Raw genomic sequence first — 20,634 nt, forward strand, 5'->3', positions numbered from 1 at the left:
CGCCGGTGCTCATCTCCAGGCAGTGGCCCACCGCTGCGTTTCCCTTCACCCGTTCGCCGGACGCCGGTGTCCATGATCGGGGACGCGCGAACGGCCCCGGGCCGAGAGCGCGAGGCCGTTCGTATGTGCGGGATTGTGGGGGGATCAGCCGACACCGGACGGGTAGAGGCGGTAGATCGCGGACCGGCTGGACTGGCCCGACTGGTTCGACTGCGCCGAGGTGCCGGTGCCCGGTTGATGGCGACCGTGACCGGGGTGAGGGCCAGGACGAGGGCCGCGACGGCCGCCGCCGCGTGCCCGTACACCCGCTTCACCGAGGAGTGCAGGATCCAGATGGTGGCCAGGGCGGCCACGATCATCGGCGCCATCATCTGCCGGGTGCCGTAGCCGAAGACCCGGCAGGACAGGCCCATGACCATCAGCGCGAGCGGCGGCTTGTCGGCGGTGAGGAAGTTCCCGGCGTCCAACGAGCCGAAGAACCAGGCCTTCCAGCTCTCCGTCCCGCTCAGCACGGCGGCGCTGTAGAAGCTGTTGAGGCCGGAGCCGGACAGGTTCCAGGAGTAGAGCACCGCGGCCAGGGCGAGGATCGCGAGCAGCGCGGGCAGGGACCAACGCGGCACGGGGGCGGCGGACTTCGGCGGGACCGGCGGGGGCTCGGTGGTGCGGGGGCTGGGTTTCGGTGGCAGAACTCACCCCGGCATGGTGGGGAGCCCGGGTGGGAGGCCGCTGTGCCGAACCTGGCCGCCGCCGGTGAAACCGGGCAGCTCCCGATAACGACTCGCACAAGTCTTCGCAACCCGTGCAACTTTTCGACGGTGTCCGCGAGTCAAGGGGTGCATGACTTCTGGGACATCCCGCCGCGCGAGAGTGCTGGCGGCGGCCGTGGGTACGGGCGTTCTCGTGCCGCTCGTCGCCGCCGCCACGCCCGCCTCCGCCGCCCCGCCGGCCGTGACCTGCACGTCGGCCAGAGCCGGGCTCGCCGCCAAGCTGCAGAAGGACATCACCGCCGCGCTGGCCACCCGCAAGGGCACGGTCGCCGTCGGCCTCCACGACCGCAGCACCAACACCACCTGCACCCTGCGCGCGAGCTCCGCCTACGACTCGGCCAGCGTCGTCAAGGTCACCGTCCTCGCCACGCTGCTGTGGGACGCGAAGAAGGCGAACCGGTATCTCACCGACCGCGAGAACACCCTCGCCAAGGCGATGATCACCAAGTCGGACAACGCGGCGACCTCCACCCTGTGGAGGCAGCTCGGCATGACGAAGATCAAGGGCTTCCTCGCGGCCGCCGGTATGACGCAGACCAAGCCCGGGGCGAACGGCTACTGGGGCCTGACCCAGATCACCGTCACCGACGAGCAGAAGCTGCTGAAGCTCCTCACCGCGAAGAACGCGGTCCTGAGCGACAACTCCCGGGCCTACATCCTCAAGCTGATGGGCCAGGTCGTGTCGTCCCAGCGCTGGGGCACTCCGTACGGTGTGCCCTCGGGCGTCACCGTGGCCGTCAAGAACGGCTGGCTGCAGCGCTCCACCAACGGGTGGCGGGTGCACAGCGTCGGCGCGTTCAAGGGCGGCGGCCACGACTACGTGATGACCGTGCTGACCCACGGCAACAGCACCATGGACTACGGCATCGCCACCATCCAGGCCGTGGCCAAGGTCATCCACAGGGACCTGGCGGCGAGCTGACGGGGCCAGCCCGGATCCGGGAACCTCCCGAAGAAGGCGGGAGGGCGGGGGAAGGGTGGTGTTCACACCCGGGCAAAAAGCCACAAGAAGGACCGGCCGGCCGCCCGGGCTCCCGGCTCACCGGGACGGCCGGCCCTCGCCCCGCACCCCGTCCTGCGCTCGAACGCGAAACGAAAATGTTACGGCGGGATGAAAACGCCCCCCGAGCGTGTTGGTGCCTTCCGGCAGAGCAGGACGACGGGAAGGCACCGGGGTGACACCGAAACGGGGATGGGCACGACGACTGTGGGCCTATGCGTGGCGCCACCCGAAGGACGTCGTGCTCGCCCTCGGCTCCTCACTGGCCGGCATGGCCGTCATGGCCCTCGTCCCGCTGATCACCAAGGTGATCATCGACGACGTCATCAGCGACCACACCAGGGACATGACCACCTGGGCCGGCCTCCTGATCGCCGCCGCCCTGGTCGTCTACGTCCTCACCTACATCCGCCGCTACTACGGCGGCCGCCTCGCCCTCGACGTCCAGCACGACCTGCGGACGGAGATGTACGGCACGATCACCCGGCTCGACGGCCGCCGCCAGGACGAGCTGTCCACCGGCCAGGTGATCGGCCGGGCGACCAGCGACCTCCAGCTGATCCAGGGCCTGCTCTTCATGCTCCCGATGACCATCGGGAACTTCCTGCTGTTCCTGATCTCCCTGGTGATCATGGCGTCGCTGTCCTGGCCGCTCACCCTGGTCGCCCTGGCCGTCGCGCCCGCCCTGTGGTGGATCGCCAAGCGCAGCCGCACCCGGCTGCACCCCTCCACCTGGTACGCCCAGGCCCAGGCCGCCGCCGTCGCGGGAGTGGTCGACGGTGCCGTCAGCGGCGTACGCGTGGTGAAGGGCTTCGGTCAGGAGGAGCAGGAGACCGGCAAGCTCCGCGAGGTCGGCCGCCGGCTGTACGCGGGGCGGCTGCGCACCATCCGGCTGAACTCGGTCTACACCCCCGCCCTGCAGGCCGTCCCGGCGCTCGGCCAGGTCGCGATGCTGGCCCTCGGCGGCTGGCTGGCGGTGCGCGGCCACATCACGCTCGGCACGTTCGTCGCCTTCTCCACCTACCTCGCCCAGCTGGTCGGCCCGGTCCGCATGCTCGCGGTGGTGCTCACCGTCGGCCAGCAGGCGCGCGCCGGCACCGAGCGCGTCCTGGAGCTGATCGACACCGAGCCGTCGATCGAGGACGGCAACAAGGACCTGCCCTCCGACGCCCCCGCGACGGTCGAGTTCGACGACGTCTCCTTCGGCTACGACGCCGACCACCCGGTCCTCGACGGGCTGAGCTTCGAGATCCGCCCGGGCGAGACCCTCGCCGTCGTCGGTTCCTCCGGTTCCGGCAAGTCCACGGTCTCCCTGCTGCTGCCGCGCTTCTACGACGTCAGCCGCGGAGCCGTCCTCGTCGGCGGCCACGACGTGCGCGAGCTGTCCCTGGAGTCCCTGCGGGCGGCCATCGGCCTGGTCCCGGAGGACTCGTTCCTCTTCTCCGACACAGTGCGCAGCAACATCGCCTACGGCCGCCCGGACGCGACCTTCGAGGAGATCGAGAAGGCCGCCCGCGCCGCCCAGGCGGACCGTTTCATCACCGAGCTGCCCGAGGGCTACGACACCACGGTCGGCGAGCACGGCCTCACCCTCTCCGGCGGTCAGCGCCAGCGCGTCGCCCTCGCCCGCGCCATCCTCAGCGACCCGCGCCTGCTGGTCCTGGACGACGCCACCTCCGCCGTGGACGCGAGGGTCGAACACGAGATCCATGAGGCCCTGAAGGGCGTCATGCGGGGCCGCACCACCCTGCTGATCGCCCACCGCCGCTCCACCCTGAACCTCGCCGACCGCATCGCCGTCCTGGACGGCGGCCGGCTCGCCGACATCGGCACCCACGACGAGCTCCAGCAGCGCTCCTCCCTCTACCGGCGGCTGCTCACCGACCCCGACGAGCTGGGCGCGGTCTCCCCGGGGCACACCCAGCCCGCCTGCCCGCAGGAGGACACGTCCGTACGGGAAGAGCTGGACGCCGAGTTCGACGCCGAGCGCGGGGTCACCCCCCGGCTGTGGACCGGTGACCGCGAGCGCAAGGACACCGCCCTCGCGGAGAGCCCCGCCACCCCCGAGCTGCTCGCCCAGGTCGAGGCGCTGCCCCCGGCGACCGACGTCCCGGACGTCGACGAGGCGAAGGCCGTGCAACCGGAGGACTCCTACGGCCTGCGCCGGCTGCTGCGCGGCTTCGGACTGCCGCTGCTGGTCAGCCTCGCCCTGGTCGCCACCGACGCGGGCATGGGCCTGCTGCTGCCGGTGCTGATCCGGCACGGCATCGACTCGGGCGTCACCGAGGCCGCGCTCGGCGCCGTGTGGGCGGCGGCCGTGCTGGGGCTGCTGACGGTCGCGGTGCAGTGGGCGGCCCAGGTCGGCGAGATCCGGATGACCGGGCGCACCGGCGAGCGCGTCCTGTACTCGCTGCGGCTGAAGATCTTCTCCCAGCTGCAGCGCCTCGGGCTCGACTACTACGAGCGCGAGCTGACCGGCAGGATCATGACCCGGATGACGACCGACGTCGACGCGCTGTCGACGTTTCTCCAGACGGGCCTGGTCACGGCCTTCGTCTCGGTCGTCACCTTCTTCGGGATCATGGTGGCCCTGCTGGTGATCGACGTGGAGCTGGCGCTGGTCGTCTTCGCGACGCTGCCGCCGCTGATCATCGCCACGTTCTTCTTCCGCCGGGCGAGCGTGAAGGCGTACGAGCTGGCCCGCGAGCGGGTGTCGGCCGTCAACGCCGACCTCCAGGAGTCGGTCTCCGGGCTGCGGATCGTTCAGGCCTTCCGGCGCGAAGGGGACGGCGGGCGGCGGTTCGCCGAGCGCAGCCACAGCTACCGGCAGGCCCGCATCCGGGGCCAGTGGCTGATCTCGGTGTACTTCCCGTTCGTGCAGTTCCTGTCGTCGGTGGCCGCGGCGGCCGTGCTGATCGTGGGCGGGGCCCGGGTCGACGACGGGACCCTCGCCATCGGCTCGCTGGTGGCGTACCTGCTCTACATCGACCTGTTCTTCGCACCCGTGCAGCAGCTCTCCCAGGTCTTCGACGGCTACCAGCAGGCGACCGTCTCGCTGGGCCGCATCCAGGAGCTGCTCCGGGAGCCGACCTCGACGAAGTCGGCCGCCGAACCCAGGGAGGTCCGGTCACTGCGTGGCGAGATCGCCTTCGAGGACGTGCGCTTCGCCTACGGTGACGATGAAGAGGCCCTGGTCGGGGTCGACCTGCGCATCCCCGCCGGGCAGACCGTCGCCTTCGTCGGCGAGACCGGCGCCGGCAAGTCGACCCTCGTCAAGCTGGTGGCCCGCTTCTACGACCCCACCGGCGGCCGCGTCACGGTCGACGGCACCGATCTGCGGGCCCTCGACCTCACCGCGTACCGGCACCGTCTGGGGGTCGTGCCGCAGGAGGCGTATCTCTTCCAGGGCACCGTCCGCGACGCCATCGCCTACGGCCGTCCGGACGCCACCGACGCCGAGGTCGAGGCGGCGGCGCGGGCGGTCGGCGCGCACGACATGATCGCCACCCTGGAGGGCGGCTACCTCCACGAGGTCGCCGAGCGCGGGCGCAACCTGTCCGCCGGGCAGCGCCAGCTGATCGCGCTGGCCCGCGCCGAGCTGGTCGACCCGGACGTGCTGCTGCTCGACGAGGCCACGGCCGCCCTGGACCTGGCCACGGAGGCCCAGGTCAACCAGGCCACCGACCGTCTCGCCGGCCGCCGCACCACCCTCGTCGTGGCGCACCGCCTCACCACGGCCGCCCGCGCCGACCGGGTCGTGGTCATGGACCACGGCCGGGTCGCCGAGGACGGCACCCACGACGAACTGCTCGCGCGCGGCGGGCGGTACGCCGAACTGTGGCGGACGTTCATCGGCGCCGCCGAGCCGGAGGAGCCGGTCGGCGCGGCCCGCTGACCGCGGTGAGCGCGTTTTCATAACGCTCGTGCAACCGTCCGACATACGTCATGCGTCCGTACAGGCGTACGCCGATGGTCGCGGACGACGCGGTACGGGAGGACGACAGTGGACAGTGGAGCGATACGGCGGCGGCTCGCGCTCGGGCTGGCCGTGCTGACCGCGTCCGGACTGCTCGCCGTCGCGGCGCCGGGTGACGCACAGGCCGCCACCGCGCTCTGCCCCGGTCGCAAGGTCCGCACGCTGCCGTTCTCCACCGGGACCGTGCTCGTCTACAAGCGCGGCGGCTACGTCTGCGCCGTCACCCTCCCCAAGAGGCCCGGCGCCCCGCGGAAGATGTCGGTGAGCGTGCAGGCGCGCGGCAACCGGCCCGTCGTCGACGCGGGCAAGTACGCCCATCACGCGGGTCCGGTGACCGTGCACGCCGGGCGCCGCTGCGTCTGGCTCAAGGGGCAGGTCGGCAGGGGGAAGTTCAGCTCCGGCTGGATCCTCTGCTGAGGTTCCGCGCCCGGTGACACGCCCCCCCGCGCGCACAGGGTTTTCCCTATGTCCCCTGGTGCTCCGGTGAGTTGGTCCGCTAGCTTCCGGCGCACATCTGTCTCACAGGGGAGTGCGCATGCGCAAGGCGCTCAGATGGCTGCTGGCGCTCACGGTGCTCATAGGCACACTGGGCACGGCGGGAGCGGCCACCGCCGCCGACGCCGCCGGCACCACCGACATCAAGGAGAGGCTGCTCTCCATACCGGGCATGAGCCTGGTCGAGGAGAAGCCGTACACCGGCTACCGCTTCTTCGTCCTGAACTACACGCAGCCGGTCGACCACCACAAGCCCTCCAAGGGCACGTTCCAGCAGCGCATCACCGTGCTGCACAAGGACGTCTCGCGCCCGACGGTGTTCTTCACCAGCGGCTACAACGTCTCGACGACGCCCCGCCGCAGCGAGCCCACGCAGATCATCGACGGCAACCAGGTCTCCCTGGAGTACCGCTACTTCACCCCGTCCCGGCCCGCCCCGGCCGACTGGTCCAAGCTGGACATCTGGCAGGCCGCCAGCGACCAGCACCGCGTCTTCAAGGCCCTCAAGGGCATCTACGGCAAGAACTGGATCTCCACGGGCGGCTCCAAGGGCGGCATGACGGCCACCTACTACGAGCGCTTCTACCCGCGGGACATGGACGGCGTGGTCGCCTACGTCGCCCCCAACGACGTGGTGAACAAGGAGGACTCGGCCTACGACCGCTTCTTCGCCCGCGTCGGCACCAAGGACTGCCGTGACCGGCTCAACGCCGTGCAGCGCGAGGCGCTGGTGCGCCGCGAGCCGCTGGAGAAGAAGTACGCCGCCTACGCCGAGGAGAACGGCCTCACCTTCACCACCATCGGCAGCCTGGACAAGGCCTACGAGGCGACCGTCCTGGACTACGTGTGGGGCTTCTGGCAGTACAGCCTGCTGTCCGACTGCGACAAGATCCCGGCCGACGCCAAGAACGCCACCGACGACGCGATCTGGGACTCCGTCGACACGATCTCCGGCTTCTCCGCCTACGCCGACCAGGGCCTGACGACCTACACGCCGTACTACTACCAGGCCGGCACCCAGCTCGGCGCGCCGACCATCCGCTTCCCGCACGTGGAGAAGCAGTACATCCGCTACGGCTACCAGCCGCCCCGGAACTTTGTCCCGCGTGACATCCCGATGAAGTTCCAGCCGCACGCGATGCGCGACGTGGACACCTGGGTCCGGCACAACGCCCGCCACATGCTGTTCGTCTACGGCCAGAACGACCCGTGGGGCGCGGAGCCGTTCCGCGTCGGCAAGGGCGCGAAGGACTCCTACGTCTTCACCGCCCCCGGCATGAACCACGGCGCCAACGTCGCGGGCCTGGTGTCCGAGCAGAGGACCCTCGCCACGGCCCGCATCCTCGACTGGGCGGGCGTCGCCCCCGGCGCGGTGCAGGCCGACCCGCAGGCGGCGAAGCCGCTGGCGAAGTTCGACGCCAAGCTCGACAAGCGGGACGTGCAGCGCGAGATGACGCTGCGTCCGTAACCGCCCGCCGCGCGCGCGTGAACCGCCCCCCGGTCCCGGGACCGGGGGGCGGTTCACGTGGTCCTGCGCTCGCGGTGAATGCTCCGTACGGTGACCGGATGGACAGTTCTGTCGTCTTCAACATCGTGACCACGGCCATCGCCGTCGTCGCCGTGGTGACCTCCATCGTGTTCAGCGCACGGCAGACCCGCACCGCGAAGCACGCCAACCACATATCGGTGCTGGTCGACCTGCTCAGGGAGTTCCGGTCCGCGGAGTTCCACGAGCAGCACGACTACGTGTGCACCCGCCTGGGAGCCGAGCACGACCCGGAGAACGGGGTACGCGGGTTACCCGCCGAGGCCAAGGCGGCCTTCTGCAGCGTCGTGTACTACTACCAGTCGTTCGCCAACCTCGCCGTCTTCGGGCTGCTCGACCGGACCCTGCTGATCACGGTCCTGCGCACCCGGATCGTCTCGGTCTGGAAGGCCGTGCGGCCCTTCGTCGAGCGGGAGAGGGTGTTGCGGGGCGAGGGCAGCGAGGGAACCTATCTGTCGACCTTCGAGGAACTGGCCCGACTGGCGGCGGACCTGCCCCCCGAGCACGTCCGCAACCAGATGGCCGAGGCCCGGCGACGACTGGCACGCAGGGGGCTGTCGGGTTGACACGGGCGAGGGCGGAGGCCGGCTCACAGCGGCCGGGCGCACCCCACGGGCCGCTTCCCGCCCAGGCGGACGTACAGGGCGGTGGAGCCGGGGCAGTCGGCCCGTTCCGCTACCGCCCGGACCACCTCGTACTGCGGCCGTCGTTCGCCCGTGCCGTCGCAGGCCGTCTCGCGGACCTTCCCGTCGCCGGAGTCGTAGACGCAGTCGCCGACGATCGTGCGGGGTCCGCCCCCGCCGCCCGGGTCGCCGGGGTGGGGCGCCTGGAGATTGCGCATGCAGGCGTAGCCCTGCGGGACCACCCCGTCGCCGTCCTCGTCGGACGCGGGCCGTTGCTCGCTGATGTGCAGCACGAAGTCGGTGGTCGGCGGGCAGCGCGGCCCGTCCCGCACCGTGCCGTCGTGCCGCGCCGCGACGCGGGCCGCCGCTCGCTCGCCGGCGCACGGCACCTCGGTGAAGCTCGTCGTGCCGAACGAGGAGCACTCGCCGACCGCGAGGAACACCGCCCCGAACCCGGCGGGCCGGGTCGGCACCGGTGACACCGTGGTGGTCCTCCCCGTCCTGCCGGTCGCCGGCTCGCCCAGCCGGCCGTCCTCCACGACGCCTCCCGCAGGACTCTGACAGCCGGTCAGCAGTGCGCCGAGCAGGACAAGGAGCCCGCAGAACACCCCCACAAGACTTCGCTCACGCATCGCCGACCCCCCGAGTGTGCTCGCCCAGCGTGACCCGCCGTAGCGGGCGCACGCCAGGCACATGGGGCGGTTTGCGCACGTTGGGGGTGGTGCGCACGGTCCGTGGCGTACGGCTAGTACGACAGCCCGTAGCCGATGGGGTACAGCACCTGCTCCGGATCATCCGCCCGCTGCACGGCCACCGGCAGCTCCCCGCGCGGCTTCACGCGCCCGGCGATCACCCGTGCGGCGGCCCGCAGTTCGACGTCGGTCCAGGAGTAGGTGGCCAGACAGGCCGGTGCGGACGGCAGCTGGGCCACGTCGTACGGATTGCGGATCGCCACCGCCACCACCGGCCGCCCGGTCGCCACGAGTTGCTCCACCAGCGTCCGCTGACTGCTGCTCGCCGTGACGTTGTAGGTGGCGGCCACCACCACGTCCGCCTCCCACGCCGCAGCGACCGCCCGGGCGACGGTCGCGGCGGAGGGGGCCGTGCCGGTCGGCAGGGGCGTGGCGGTGAAGCCCAGTTCGGTCAACGCGCCGGCCAGCACACCCGTGGGCGGGCCCGTCGTACCCGACGGCGAGGCCGGATCGGCGCCGACCACCAGCACCTTGCGGTGCCGTCGCCGGGACAGGGGCAGCAGCCCTCCCTCGTTGACGAGCAGCGTGGTCGTGCGCTCGGCGATCCGGTCGGCCGCCGCCCGGTGCGCCCGGGTCCCGACGGTCCGGTCCACCCCGCCGTGGCTCACGTACGGCGAACGGAACAGCCCGAGCCTGGACTTCAGCCGCAGCACCCGCAGGATCGATGCGTCGAGCCGGGCCTCCGTGAGCTCGCCCTCGCGCACCGCCGTCAGGACGGCGTTCCAGGCGAGGTCGAGGTCGGGCGGGTTGAGCAACTGGTCCACGCCCGCCTTCAGCGCCAGCACCGGCACCCGGGCGTCGCCGTACTTGGTCCGTACGCCCTCCATGCCGAGGGAGTCGGTGACCACGACCCCGTCGTAGCCGAGGCGCTCGCGCAGGATCCCGGTGAGGATCGGGCGGGAGAGCGTGGCCGGGTCGCCGGAGTCGTCGAGGGCCGGGACCATCAGGTGCGCGGTCATGATCGAGTCGATGCCCGCGGCGATGGCCGCCCGGAACGGCGGTGCGTCCAGCCTCTCCCACAGCTCCCGGCTGTGCGTGATGGTGGGGAAGCCGGTGTGGCTGTCCACGTTGGTGTCCCCGTGCCCGGGGAAGTGCTTGGCGGTCGCGGCGACCCCGGACCCCTGGTACCCGGCGACCTCGGCGGCCACCAGCGCGGACACCGCCCGCGGGTCGGCGCCGAAGGAGCGTACGCCGATGACCGGGTTGGCCGGGTTGACGTTCACGTCGGCGACGGGGGAGTAGTCCTGACGGATGCCCATCGCCCGCAGCTCCGCGCCCGCGATCCGGCCGAGGGTGCGCGCATCGGACCGCGACCCGCCCGCGCCGAGGGCCATGGCGCCCGGGAACAGGGTGGCGGGTTCGCCCACCCGGGCGACGATGCCGTGCTCCTGGTCGGTGGAGATGAGCACCGGCAGCCCGCGCGGCAGTTCCAGGGAGGCCCTCTGGATGCCGTTGGACAGGTCGGCGATCTGGTGCGGCGCGCGGGTGTTGTGCGCCCAGGCGAAGTAGATGATGCCGCCGACCCGGTACTTCGCCACCAGCTCGGCGGCCGTACGGACCCCGATCTCCTTGAGGTTGGCGTCGATGTCGGCCTGGTCGGGGGCGGTGGCGGAGTGGCCGTAGACCCGCATCACGAAGAGCTGGCCGACCTTCTCCTCGAGCGTCATGCGGGAGATGAGGGCGCGCAGCCGGGTGTCGTCCGGGGCGGCGGCCTGCGCGGGGCCGGCCGCCGCGAGCGCGGCGGTGACGCCGGCCGTGGCGGCGAGGACGGTGCGTCTGGACGGTTGTGCCGTGTTTCCCGTGCTTCCCGTGCCGGTGTCGTGCACGTGCGCTCCTTCCGGAGGTGATCCGCTCGGATCCACTGAAGGAAACTTCCAAGAGGTCACGAATATCCGGGAAGTTTCTGCCAGTCAAGGGAACGCGCGGCAACCGCGAAGGGCCGCCACCGGCGCGGTTGGAGGGGGACGCGCCGATGGCGGTGGGTGCCGCCGGCCCCGGTGCGGCGGAGAGGGTGGTCAGCGATCGCAGCCAGTGGCGAGGGCCGACACCGCACCGAGGTGACTCTCCGGTGGCCTGCGATGGGACGGGCACGGTCCGCTCCGGGTTCCCGACTCGCCCCGGATTTCCGCAAGTCGGTACGCGGGAGGAACCAGGGGGTCAGCGGGGCGGGTGGGCCGCCACGTCCGGCCACTGCTCGCCGAGCACCCGTACGCATTCCGCGATGGCCGGGCGCCGGGCCGCCCCCGTCCGCCACAGTGCGTACAGCCGCCGTACCGGCGTCGGATCGAGCGGCACCTCCACCACCCCGGCGGGCAGCGGCCCGCGCCCGAGCCGCGGGATGAGCGCGACCCCGGGCCCGGCCGCGACCAGGGCCACGAGCGTGGGATTCTCGTGCTGGTGGGCGGCGTGGGACTGGCGTCCCTGGCCCCGCGCGGCACCGCACCCGCACTGTCCCAGGACCCGCCGGCCGCTGTCAGGACGCCTCGACCAGCATCCCCGGCGGGCTGATGTGGAACGTGCGGGCGCGTACGCCGAAGCCCGTGTCGCCGTCCAGGTGACTGTCGTCGTCCCAGGTGATCAGCGCGCTCTCCGGGCCGTTGCCGAAGGCCGTCGCGGTGCAGGTGTGGGACCGGTTGCCCGGTTCGGCCGTGCTCACCCGCACCGGGTCGCCCAGTGAACCCTGGCTCTCCGAGCAGACCTTGGCCATCACCGCCGGCACGGTGTCGTGCGTGTCCGCGCTCTCCTCGACCCACGCCATCAGGAAGCGCCCGCCCGGCAGCCGGGACAGGGCCGGGGAACTCCGGGTGAACCCCCTGGGGTTGCCGGCCGTGATGTCGAAGGTCTCCGTGCCGTCCGGCTGGAAGATGCTCGCCGCGACCGTCGTCTGCGGTTTGCCCAGGTCGCTGGGCTGGATGTGCACGATGTGCGCGGCGACGAAACGTCCGCTGTCGAGCAGGGTGATCGCGTTGACGCCGGTGAAGCCGCCGACGTCCGGCTGGATCTCCCCGCCCAGCGGATTGCCCTCGAAGTCGAAGAACCGCAGGGTGAGCCGGCCACCGCCGATCGAGGAGGGGTCCGTCGACCACGCGACGACCACGTTGCCGTTGGTGAGGATCGAGGCGGCGGGCTTCTCGTGGAAGCCCTCGGTGGTGCTGACCGTGAACTCCGGTGTCGCCGGGCTGCCGTCCGCGTGGAACCGCCGCGCGCGGATACGCCGGCCGGGCCGCGGGCTCGCCCAGGTGACCAGCACACCACCGTCGATCATGAATGCGAGACACGGCCGGACCTTCGGGTCCGCGTCCGCCGTGACGAGCGTCTCCGGACCGGACTTCCGGCCCTCGGTGAACCGCTGGAGCTTCACGGAAGGGCTGGGGCCGGGCGGGGCGAACGGGGTTTCCAGCCAGACGGCGAACTGGCCGCTGATCCCGGCGGACAGCACGGACGGCCACAGCGGCCGCACCCCGGGCCCGTCCGCGGGCTGCGTACTGACCGCGAACTCGTCCCCGAGCTTGTCGCCGTCGTCCCCCAGGAACCGGCCCTTGATGACGAAGTCGCTCTCGTCCGACCACAGCTCCAGGAACTCGGTGCCGAACAGGGCGTCGACGGCTGGCTGGTGCTGGTCGCCCGCCTTGACGGTGTTGACGAGAAAATCAGCCATGGCTGCTCTCCGAATCAGGAAGCGAGGGGATGAGAGAGCACTACGACCGGCCGAGTCCCTGAGAAAAGCGTGTCACGCCCAGGTGGCGGCTGCATCCGGAGCGGCAGCGGCTCGGGCCGCCCCGGCCCCCGGGTGCGGGACCCCGCTCCGGCCCTCGGCGACGCCCGGCGCGGGCCCGGACATGCCGCCGCCCCGCCCCCGGGCACGCGGGGCGGGGCGGCGGGCGTGGCGCGGGACGGCTCAGCGGGTGTGTTCGGTGAACCTCTTCGCCGTTTCGGCCAGGACCTCCTGGCCGTCCCGTGCCCACAGGACGTCGTTGAACAGCTCCACCTCGATGGCGCCGGTGTAACCGGCCGCCTCCACGTAACCCTGCCACTCCCGCATGTCGATGGACCCGTCGCCGATCTGGCCGCGGCCCGTGAGGACGCCCTGCGGGAGGGGCGTCGTCCAGTCGGCGAGCTGGAAGGTGTGGATGCGGCCGCCCGCACCCGCCCGGGCGATCTGCGCGGGCGCGGTGTCGTCCCACCAGATGTGGTACGTGTCGACCGTGACGCCCACCTGCTCCGCCGGGAAACGCTCGGCGAGGTCCAGGGCCTGGCCCAGGGTCGACACCACGCAGCGGTCCGAGGCGTACATGGGGTGGAGCGGCTCGATGGCCAGGCGGACGCCGTGCTCCCGCGCGTAGGGGCCCAGTTCCGACAGGGCGTCCGCGATGCGCTCCCGCGCGCCGTGCAGGTCCTTGGAGCCCGCGGGGAGCCCGCCCGAGACCAGGACCAGCGTGTCCGTGCCCAGCGTCGCCGCCTCGTCGATCGCGCGGCGGTTGTCGGCCAGGGCCTCGGCCCGCTCCGACGGGTCGATCGCCGTGAAGAAGCCGCCCCGGCACAACGTCGTCACCGTCAGCCCCGCGTCCCGGACCAGCTCGGCCGTGGCCTCCAGGCCGTACTCGCGCACCGGCTCGCGCCAGAGCCCCACGTTGCGGATGCCCAACCGGGCGCAGCCGTCGGCCAGTTCCGGCAGTGACAGCTGCTTCACCGTCATCTGGTTGATGGACAAGCGCGCCGGTGTCCCGCTCACTGGTTCACCCCGTACACGCTCAGCAGCGTCTTCATGCGTTCCTCCGCCAGCTTCGGGTCGGGGAACAGCCCCAGCCCGTCGGCCAGTTCGTACGCCGTCGCGAAGTGCGGCAGCGAGCGGGCCGACTGCAGCCCGCCGACCATCGTGAAGTGCGGCTGGTGGCCCGCGAGCCAGGCCAGGAGGACCACACCCGTCTTGTAGAAGCGGGTCGGGGTCTGGAAGAGGTGCCGGGAGAGCCCGACCGTGGGGTCCAGCAGGGCGCGGAAGCCCTGCACGTCACCCGTGTCCAGGACCCGGACCGCCTCGGCGGCCAGCGGGCCCAGCGGGTCGAAGACGCCGAGCAGCGCGTGGCTGAAGCCCTGCTCGTCACCCGCGATCAGCTCGGGGTAGTTGAAGTCGTCGCCGGTGTAGCAGCGCACCCCCTTCGGGAGCCGGCGGCGGATGTCGATCTCGCGCCGGGCGTCCAGCAGGGAGACCTTGATGCCGTCGACCTTGTCCGGGTGGGCGGCGATCACCTCCAGGAACGTCTCCGTCGCCGCGTCCAGGCCGGCCGACCCCCAGTAGCCCTCCAGGGCCGGGTCGAACATCGGGCCGAGCCAGTGCAGGACCACCGGCTCGGCGGCCTGGCGCAGCAGGTGGCCGTAGACCTCCAGGTAGTCCTCGGGTCCGGAGGCCGCCGCCGCGAGCGCCCGGGACGCCATCAGGATGGCCTGCGCGCCGGACTCCTCCACGAGGGCGAGCTGCTCCTCGTAGGCCGCGCGGACCTCGGCGAGGGTCGCCGGGCCGGTCAGCTGGTCGGTGCCGACACCGCAGGCGATCAGGCCGCCGACGGCCTTGGCCTCGGCGGCGCTCCGGCGGATCAGCTCGGCCGCGCCCGCCCAGTCCAGGCCCATCCCGCGCTGGGCGGTGTCCATGGCCTCGGCGACGCCCAGCCCGTGCGACCACAGGTGGCGGCGGAAGGAGAGGGTCAGGTCCCAGTCGACGGCGGCGGGCGAGTCGGGGGAGACGTCCGCGAACGGGTCGGCCACGACGTGCGCCGCGGAGAAGACCGTACGGGACGTGAAGGGCGTGCCGGGGGTCATGGCGAGCGGCTCGGTGCGCGGCTCGTAGGCCCGCAGCGCCCCTCCGGGGCCGGGGAGTCGGATCGTCACAGTGAGATCTCCGGGACGTCGAGGCGGCGGCCCTCGGCCGAGGACCTCAGGCCCAGCTCGGCGAGCTGCACACCACGCGCACCGGCCAGCAGGTCCCAGTGGTAGGGGGCGTCGGCGTAGACGTGCTTGAGGAACAGCTCCCACTGGGCCTTGAAGCCGTTGTCGAACTCGGTGTTGTCCGGGACCTCCTGCCACTGGTCGCGGAAGACCTCCGTGGCGGGGATGTCCGGGTTCCAGACCGGCTTGGGGGTGGCGCTGCGGTGCTGGACACGGCAGTTGCGCAGACCCGCCACCGCGGAGCCCTCGGTGCCGTCCACCTGGAACTCCACCAGCTCGTCGCGGTTGACGCGGACGGCCCAGGAGGAGTTGATCTGGGCGATGGCGCCGCCCTCCAGCTCGAAGATGCCGTAGGCGGCGTCGTCGGCCGTGGCGTCGTAGGGCTTGTCGTTCTCGTCCCAGCGCTGCGGGATGTGGGTGGTGGCGATGGCCTGGACGGACTTCACCCGGCCGAACAGCTCGTGCAGCACGTACTCCCAGTGCGGGAACATGTCGACGACGATGCCGCCGCCGTCCTCGGCGCGGTAGTTCCAGGACGGGCGCTGGGCGGTCTGCCAGTCGCCCTCGAAGACCCAGTAGCCGAACTCGCCGCGCACGGACAGGATCCGGCCGAAGAAGCCGCCGTCGATCAGGCGCTTCAGCTTCAGCAGGCCCGGAAGGAACAGCTTGTCCTGGACGACGCCGTGCTTGATGCCGGCCTCGTCGGCCAGCCGGGCGAGCGCCAGGGCGCCGTCCAGGCCGGTGGCGGTCGGCTTCTCGGTGTAGATGTGCTTGCCGGCCGCGACGGCCTTCTTCAGCGCCTCCTCGCGGGCGGAGGTGACCTGCGCGTCGAAGTAGACGTCGACCGACTCGTCGGCGAGGACCGCGTCCAGGTCCGTCGATACGTGCTCCAGCCTGTGCCGCTCGGCCAGCGCCTTCAGGGCGTGCTCGCGGCGTCCGACCAGGATCGGCTCGGGCCACAGCACGGTGCCGTCGCCGAGGTCGAGGCCGCCCTGCTCGCGGAGGGCGAGGATGGAGCGGACCAGGTGCTGGCGGTAGCCCATGCGTCCGGTCACGCCGTTCATGGCGATACGCACCGTCTTGCGTGTCACGTCATTCCCTTCGTACGCGGTCGTCGCGCCGCGTACGCCCCACCCTTCACAGGCGGCCCGGTGAACGACCATCGACTGGTGAGCGTTGCAGCAAGCGCTTTCTATACATGGAGAAGCTAGCCTCTGAACCACGGTCCGGACAAGACCGTGACCAGGACGAGTTGTTCGAGGGGGCGAACAACACGGGGTCAGGGGCTTAAGGTCTGCTCGGAACCTCGGCCATGGGTTCGGAGGTACAAGGGCGGACGACCTGCTGTTCCGCCCGGAACCAAGGCCGGTGGTCCAGGTGTGTACGAGGGCGGAGACGAGATGCTCGACCGGAGGACGACGAGATGACGGTGACCCTGGCGGACGTGGCGGCCCGCGCCCAGGTCTCACCCGCGACGGTGTCGCGCGTGCTGAACGGGAACTACCCCGTGGCCGCGTCCACCCGGGAGCGGGTGCTGAAGGCCGTGGACGAGCTGGACTACGTGCTCAACGGGCCCGCGAGCGCCCTGGCCGCCGCCACCTCCGACCTGGTCGGGATCCTGGTGAACGACATCGCCGACCCGTTCTTCGGGATCATGGCGAGCGCGATCCAGGCCGAGATCGGCGGACCCGGCGGCCGTGCGGGCGGGGAGCGGCTGGCGGTGGTCTGCAACACGGGGGGCTCGCCGGAGCGGGAGCTGACGTACCTCACGCTGCTGCAGCGGCAGCGGGCCGCGGCCGTGGTGCTGACCGGCGGGGCGATCGAGGACGCGGCGCACCAGGCGGCCATGGACGCGAAGGTGCGGAAGCTGGCGGAGGCCGGGACCCGGGTGGTGCTGTGCGGACGCCCGCCGGCGCCGGACACCGGGGCGATCGCGCTGACCTTCGACAACCGCGGCGGCGGACAGGAGCTGACCGAGCACCTCATCGGGCTCGGGCACCGGCGGCTCGGGTACATCGCGGGCCCCGAGGAGCGGACCACCACCCGGCACCGGCTGGAGGGACACCGGGCCGCGCTGGCCGCGCACGGCATCGAGGAGGACCCGCGGTGGACGGTGCACGGGCGCTACGACCGGCGGTCCGGCTACGAGGCGACGCTGGAGCTGATGCGGCGCGACCCGTCGCTGACGGCGGTCGTCGCGGCGAACGACTCCGTCGCGCTGGGCGCGTGTGCCGCGCTGCGGGACTCGGGCCTGCGGATCCCGGAGGACGTGTCGGTCGCGGGCTTCGACGATCTGCCGTTCAGCATCGACGCGGTGCCCTCGCTGACGACGGTACGGCTGCCGCTGGCGGAGGCCGGGGCCCGCGCCGGGCGGATCGCCATGGGGCGTGAGGAGGCACCGCCCGGGGGGATCGCCTCGGTGCGGGGGGAGTTGATGGTGCGGGGGTCTTCGGGGGCGCCGCGCTCCTCTTGAGGCGCGCCGGCCGCGCGGGCCCCCGGCCCTGCCGCCCGAAGGGGGCCGGGGTGCTGGTGCCGGGGCTTCAGGGAGGTTGCCGCGGCGGGCCCGCGTCGGCCCGGGGGCGGCTCCGGCCTCATCCGGTTCGGCGCCGTCGGGCGGCCCTCGTCAGCGGACGACGTCGAAGACGTTCTTCTGGAGCCCGTTGGCGTAGGCCTCGTGCTCGACGAGCCGCAGCTTCTGGGCGTCCTTGTCCGTGGCGCTGAACAGCCGCTTGCCCGCCCCGAGCAGGAGCGGAAAGACGAGCAGGTGGTAGCGGTCGATCAGCCCGGCGTCCGAGAGGGCCTGATTGAGGGACGCGCTGCCGTGGACGATGATCGGGCCGCCCTCGGTCTCCTTCAGGGCGGCGACCTCGTCGAGCGAGCGCAGGATCGTCGTCTCCCCCCAGTTCGACACCAGGTTCTCCTCGGCGAGGCTGGTGGAGACGACGTACTTCGGCATCACCTTGTAGTCGGCGAAATCCTCCATGTCCGGCCACACCTGACTGAACGCCTCATAGCTGGTGCGGCCCATCATCATCGCCGTGGCCTCCTTCTGCTCCCGCCCCTTGATCTCGAACGCCTCGGGAAGGAACTCGGTGTGCTTGAAGGTCCAGCCGGAGTTCCGGTAACCGGGCTCACCGCCCGGGGCCTCCACGACGCCGTCGAGCGAGATGAAAGCGGTGCTGATCAGAGTACGCATGGGAGGTTCCTCGGTATCTCTCGTCGGTTTCTCGGCGGAATCCGTCGCTGCACGCTTCCACAACACACGCTGCCGCGACGCACGAACACCCCTTCTGACTGGAGAACGCGGGAAAACTCATCGGCCTTCACCGTCCCGTCCGCCGCTCCGGCCGTCCGGTGCGTCCCGCGCCTGGCTCCAGGGGGCCCGGACGTCTAAGCTCGACCCAGGGTATCTCTGACTGAGTCAAACATCGGGGGCCGACGCCATGACCGTCCAGGACATCCGCTCCTTCAACCGCTTCTACACCAACGTCATCGGCGCCCTCGACTACGGCCGCCGGCTCTACGCCCCCTACACCCTCACCGAGTCCCGCGTGCTCTACGAGCTGGCCCACGCGCCCCGTACGGACGCCGCCGACCTGCGGGCCCAGCTGCACCTGGACGCCGGGTACCTGACCCGCATCCTGAACAAGTTCGAGGAGGACGGCCTCGTCGAGCGCGGACCGTCCGAGACGGACCCGCGCCGCCGCCGCATCACGCTCACCCAGTCCGGCAGAGAAACCGCCGCGCTGCTCGACGAGCGGGCGCGGCAGTCGGTCGGCGCGATGCTGGACACCGTCCCGGCCGAGGACCGGCCGCGGCTGGCGCAGGCCCTGGGGACCGTCCGGACGATCCTGGGCGACGGCCGGGCCCCGCGCCCCGAGGACGTCGTGTTGCGTGAACCCGCCCCCGGCGACCTCGGCTGGATCGTGCAGCGCAACGCCGCGCTGTACGCGGCCGAGTACGGCTTCGACGCCGACTACGAGGCGCTGGTCGCGAGGATCGTCGCCGACTACGGCGAGGACCACGACCCGCGCCGGGAGCGGACCTGGATCGCCGAGCTGGACGGCCGGCCGGTCGGGTGCGTGATGTGCGTACGGGACGACGCGCCCGGCGCCGCCCGGCTGCGGCTCCTGCTCGTCGAGCCGGACGCGCGCGGCCTCGGCATCGGCGACCGCCTGGTGGGGGCGGTCGTCGATTTCGCGCGCCAGGCCGGCTACCGCGAGGTCGTCCTGTGGACCAACGACATCCTCGCCGCGGCCCGCCGCATCTACCGGCGCCACGGTTTCGTGCTGGTCGCGGAGAAACCGCACCACTCCTTCGGCCAGGACCTGACCGGCCAGGACTGGCGGCTGGATCTTGACGCAACACAAGGGGGACGGAGGGGAGTCGCAGGCGGGGGTGCCGGGTAGGGTCCGTCCACATGAAGCTGGCGTTCTCCACCCTCGGTGTCCCCGGCCTGCCCCTGCCCGACGTCCTGCGGCTCGCGACCGCCCACGGCTATCACGGCGTGGAGCTGCGCACCCACCCTGAGGAACCGGTCCACACCGGCCTCGGCCCCGCCGAACGGGCGGACGTCGCGGCCGAGTTCAAGGGAGCGGGCGTAGAGCTCCTGTGCCTGGCGGGCTACGCACGGGTCGCCGCGCCGGGCGACGACGACGAGCCCGTCCTGGCCGAGATCCGCGCCCTCGTCGACCTGGCCCACGACCTGGGAGCCCCGTACGTCCGGGTCTTCCCCGGCGGCGACCTCGACGTCCAGAGCCCCGAGGAGGCGGACGCGACGGCCGCCCGCCGCCTGGGCACGGCCGCCGAGCACGCGGGCGACCTGGGCGTGCGCATCCTCCTCGAAACCCACGACTCGCACCGCACCGCCGCCGACGCGATGCGCGTCCTCGGCCTCGTCGGCCACCGCCAGGTCGGCGCCCTGTGGGACGTGATGCACACCTGGCTCGGCGGCGAACAGCCCTCCGAGACCTACGCGGCGCTCTCCCCCCACCTCGGCTACGTCCAGGTCAAGGACATCGCCTCCGCCGAGGACACCACCCCCCTGCCGCTCGGCGCGGGCGTGCTGCCCCTGGCCGAGTGCGTCGAGGTCCTCTCCCGCCACGGCTGGGACGGCTGGCTGTGCTGGGAGTACGAGAAGCGCTGGTACGAGGACGCGGCGCCGCTGCCCGACCTGCTGGGGCCGGGGAGCGAGCACCTGAGCAGGCTGCTGAACGACTCGGCGTGAGGCGTCAGCCCTCTGGGGAGCGGGTGGCCCCGAGGGCCAGGACCACGAGCAGCGCGGTGCACCCGCAGAGCAGCATGACCGCGGACGGCGAGGTGCGGTCCAGCACGACGCCCCCGAGGAGTGCGCCGGTCGAGATGGTCGCCTGGAAAGAGGCGGTGGTGGGTGCCGGCATGGCGATCCGTCCTGTGGGTGACAGCGCGTCCCCCTCACTCCAGCAGGCGTCGCCGTGGGCGGCTGGCAGGTCTGCGACGGCACCCGTGCCGGTCAAGGGTGATGTCGCATTCCGGCCGGTGAGGAACCGACGCCCG

At 72.0% G+C, this 20,634-nt stretch carries 15 protein-coding genes and 3 pseudogenes; 8 read left to right on the forward strand and 10 right to left on the reverse strand.

The genetic code is table 11. The annotated features are described in order from the left end of the window. Window positions 1-230 precede the first annotated feature (230 nt). Window positions 231-686 (reverse strand): annotated as a pseudogene (locus tag AB0937_RS02455) (glycosyltransferase family 39 protein); the annotation flags it as partial. A gap of 151 nt (window positions 687-837) precedes the next feature. Between AB0937_RS02455 and AB0937_RS02460 the strand changes: the two are divergent. From AB0937_RS02460 to AB0937_RS02480, 5 genes are all read left to right on the forward strand, one after another. Continuing rightward, the gene (locus AB0937_RS02460) at window positions 838-1,689 is read left to right on the forward strand and encodes a serine hydrolase (protein ID WP_366709082.1); all 852 of its coding nucleotides are present in this window, start codon (window positions 838-840) and stop codon (window positions 1,687-1,689) included. A gap of 253 nt (window positions 1,690-1,942) precedes the next feature. Continuing rightward, window positions 1,943-5,662, forward strand: a complete 3,720-nt coding sequence (locus AB0937_RS02465) for an ABC transporter ATP-binding protein (protein ID WP_366709083.1) — start codon at window positions 1,943-1,945, stop codon at window positions 5,660-5,662. Window positions 5,663-5,770: 108 nt separating this feature from the next. Then, window positions 5,771-6,160: a hypothetical protein gene (locus AB0937_RS02470; RefSeq protein WP_366709084.1), complete on the forward strand. Its 390-nt coding sequence runs from the start codon at window positions 5,771-5,773 to the stop codon at window positions 6,158-6,160. A 118-nt stretch (window positions 6,161-6,278) separates the two neighbouring features. Next, window positions 6,279-7,706 carry a S28 family serine protease gene (locus AB0937_RS02475; protein ID WP_366709085.1) on the forward strand — a complete coding sequence of 476 codons (1,428 nt, stop codon included), beginning with the start codon at window positions 6,279-6,281 and terminating at the stop codon, window positions 7,704-7,706. A gap of 98 nt (window positions 7,707-7,804) precedes the next feature. Beyond that, window positions 7,805-8,350 carry a hypothetical protein gene (locus AB0937_RS02480; protein WP_366709086.1) on the forward strand — a complete coding sequence of 182 codons (546 nt, stop codon included), beginning with the start codon at window positions 7,805-7,807 and terminating at the stop codon, window positions 8,348-8,350. 23 nt (window positions 8,351-8,373) lie between these two features. Here the strand turns inward: AB0937_RS02480 and AB0937_RS02485 are convergent, their stop codons facing one another. From AB0937_RS02485 to AB0937_RS02515, 7 genes and pseudogenes are all read right to left on the reverse strand, one after another. Then, window positions 8,374-9,039 (reverse strand): hypothetical protein, encoded by a 666-nt coding sequence (locus tag AB0937_RS02485; RefSeq protein ID WP_366709087.1) that lies wholly within the window; start codon window positions 9,037-9,039, stop codon window positions 8,374-8,376. A gap of 113 nt (window positions 9,040-9,152) precedes the next feature. Further along, window positions 9,153-10,985: a glycoside hydrolase family 3 protein gene (locus AB0937_RS02490; protein WP_366709088.1), complete on the reverse strand. Its 1,833-nt coding sequence runs from the start codon at window positions 10,983-10,985 to the stop codon at window positions 9,153-9,155. 331 nt (window positions 10,986-11,316) lie between these two features. After that, window positions 11,317-11,550: pseudogene (locus AB0937_RS02495) on the reverse strand (LysR substrate-binding domain-containing protein); the annotation flags it as partial. An 82-nt stretch (window positions 11,551-11,632) separates the two neighbouring features. Further along, window positions 11,633-12,817, reverse strand: coding sequence for a hypothetical protein (locus AB0937_RS02500; RefSeq protein ID WP_366709089.1), 1,185 nt, complete (start codon window positions 12,815-12,817; stop codon window positions 11,633-11,635). Between the two features lie 240 nt (window positions 12,818-13,057). Further along, window positions 13,058-13,855 carry a sugar phosphate isomerase/epimerase family protein gene (locus AB0937_RS02505; protein WP_366709330.1) on the reverse strand — a complete coding sequence of 266 codons (798 nt, stop codon included), beginning with the start codon at window positions 13,853-13,855 and terminating at the stop codon, window positions 13,058-13,060. 32 nt (window positions 13,856-13,887) lie between these two features. Next, window positions 13,888-15,042: a dihydrodipicolinate synthase family protein gene (locus tag AB0937_RS02510; RefSeq protein WP_366709090.1), complete on the reverse strand. Its 1,155-nt coding sequence runs from the start codon at window positions 15,040-15,042 to the stop codon at window positions 13,888-13,890. Then, window positions 15,039-16,190, reverse strand: coding sequence for a Gfo/Idh/MocA family oxidoreductase (locus tag AB0937_RS02515; protein ID WP_366709091.1), 1,152 nt, complete (start codon window positions 16,188-16,190; stop codon window positions 15,039-15,041). The genes AB0937_RS02510 and AB0937_RS02515 overlap by 4 nt, the downstream gene beginning before the upstream one ends. Window positions 16,191-16,522: 332 nt before the next feature. Here AB0937_RS02515 and AB0937_RS02520 point away from each other — a divergent pair, with 332 nt between their 5' ends. Continuing rightward, window positions 16,523-17,572: a LacI family DNA-binding transcriptional regulator gene (locus AB0937_RS02520; RefSeq protein WP_366709092.1), complete on the forward strand. Its 1,050-nt coding sequence runs from the start codon at window positions 16,523-16,525 to the stop codon at window positions 17,570-17,572. Between the two features lie 150 nt (window positions 17,573-17,722). Here AB0937_RS02520 and AB0937_RS02525 read toward each other — a convergent pair whose 3' ends face one another. Continuing rightward, window positions 17,723-18,295 (reverse strand): dihydrofolate reductase family protein, encoded by a 573-nt coding sequence (locus AB0937_RS02525; RefSeq protein ID WP_366709093.1) that lies wholly within the window; start codon window positions 18,293-18,295, stop codon window positions 17,723-17,725. 247 nt (window positions 18,296-18,542) lie between these two features. On the opposite strand from AB0937_RS02525, the gene AB0937_RS02530 reads away from it, so the two are divergent. Continuing rightward, entirely contained in the window at window positions 18,543-19,508 is a 966-nt protein-coding gene (locus AB0937_RS02530) for a bifunctional helix-turn-helix transcriptional regulator/GNAT family N-acetyltransferase (RefSeq protein ID WP_366709094.1), read from the forward strand. 11 nt (window positions 19,509-19,519) lie between these two features. Beyond that, the gene (locus AB0937_RS02535; protein ID WP_366709095.1) at window positions 19,520-20,326 is read left to right on the forward strand and encodes a sugar phosphate isomerase/epimerase family protein; all 807 of its coding nucleotides are present in this window, start codon (window positions 19,520-19,522) and stop codon (window positions 20,324-20,326) included. 4 nt (window positions 20,327-20,330) lie between these two features. Here the strand turns inward: AB0937_RS02535 and AB0937_RS02540 are convergent. After that, window positions 20,331-20,483, reverse strand: a pseudogene (locus AB0937_RS02540) (MFS transporter); the annotation flags it as partial. Window positions 20,484-20,634: the final 151 nt, after the last annotated feature.

Origin of the sequence: Streptomyces sp. NPDC047880, from assembly GCF_040706515.1 — a bacterium.
Classification (GTDB): Bacteria; Actinomycetota; Actinomycetes; order Streptomycetales; family Streptomycetaceae; genus Streptomyces.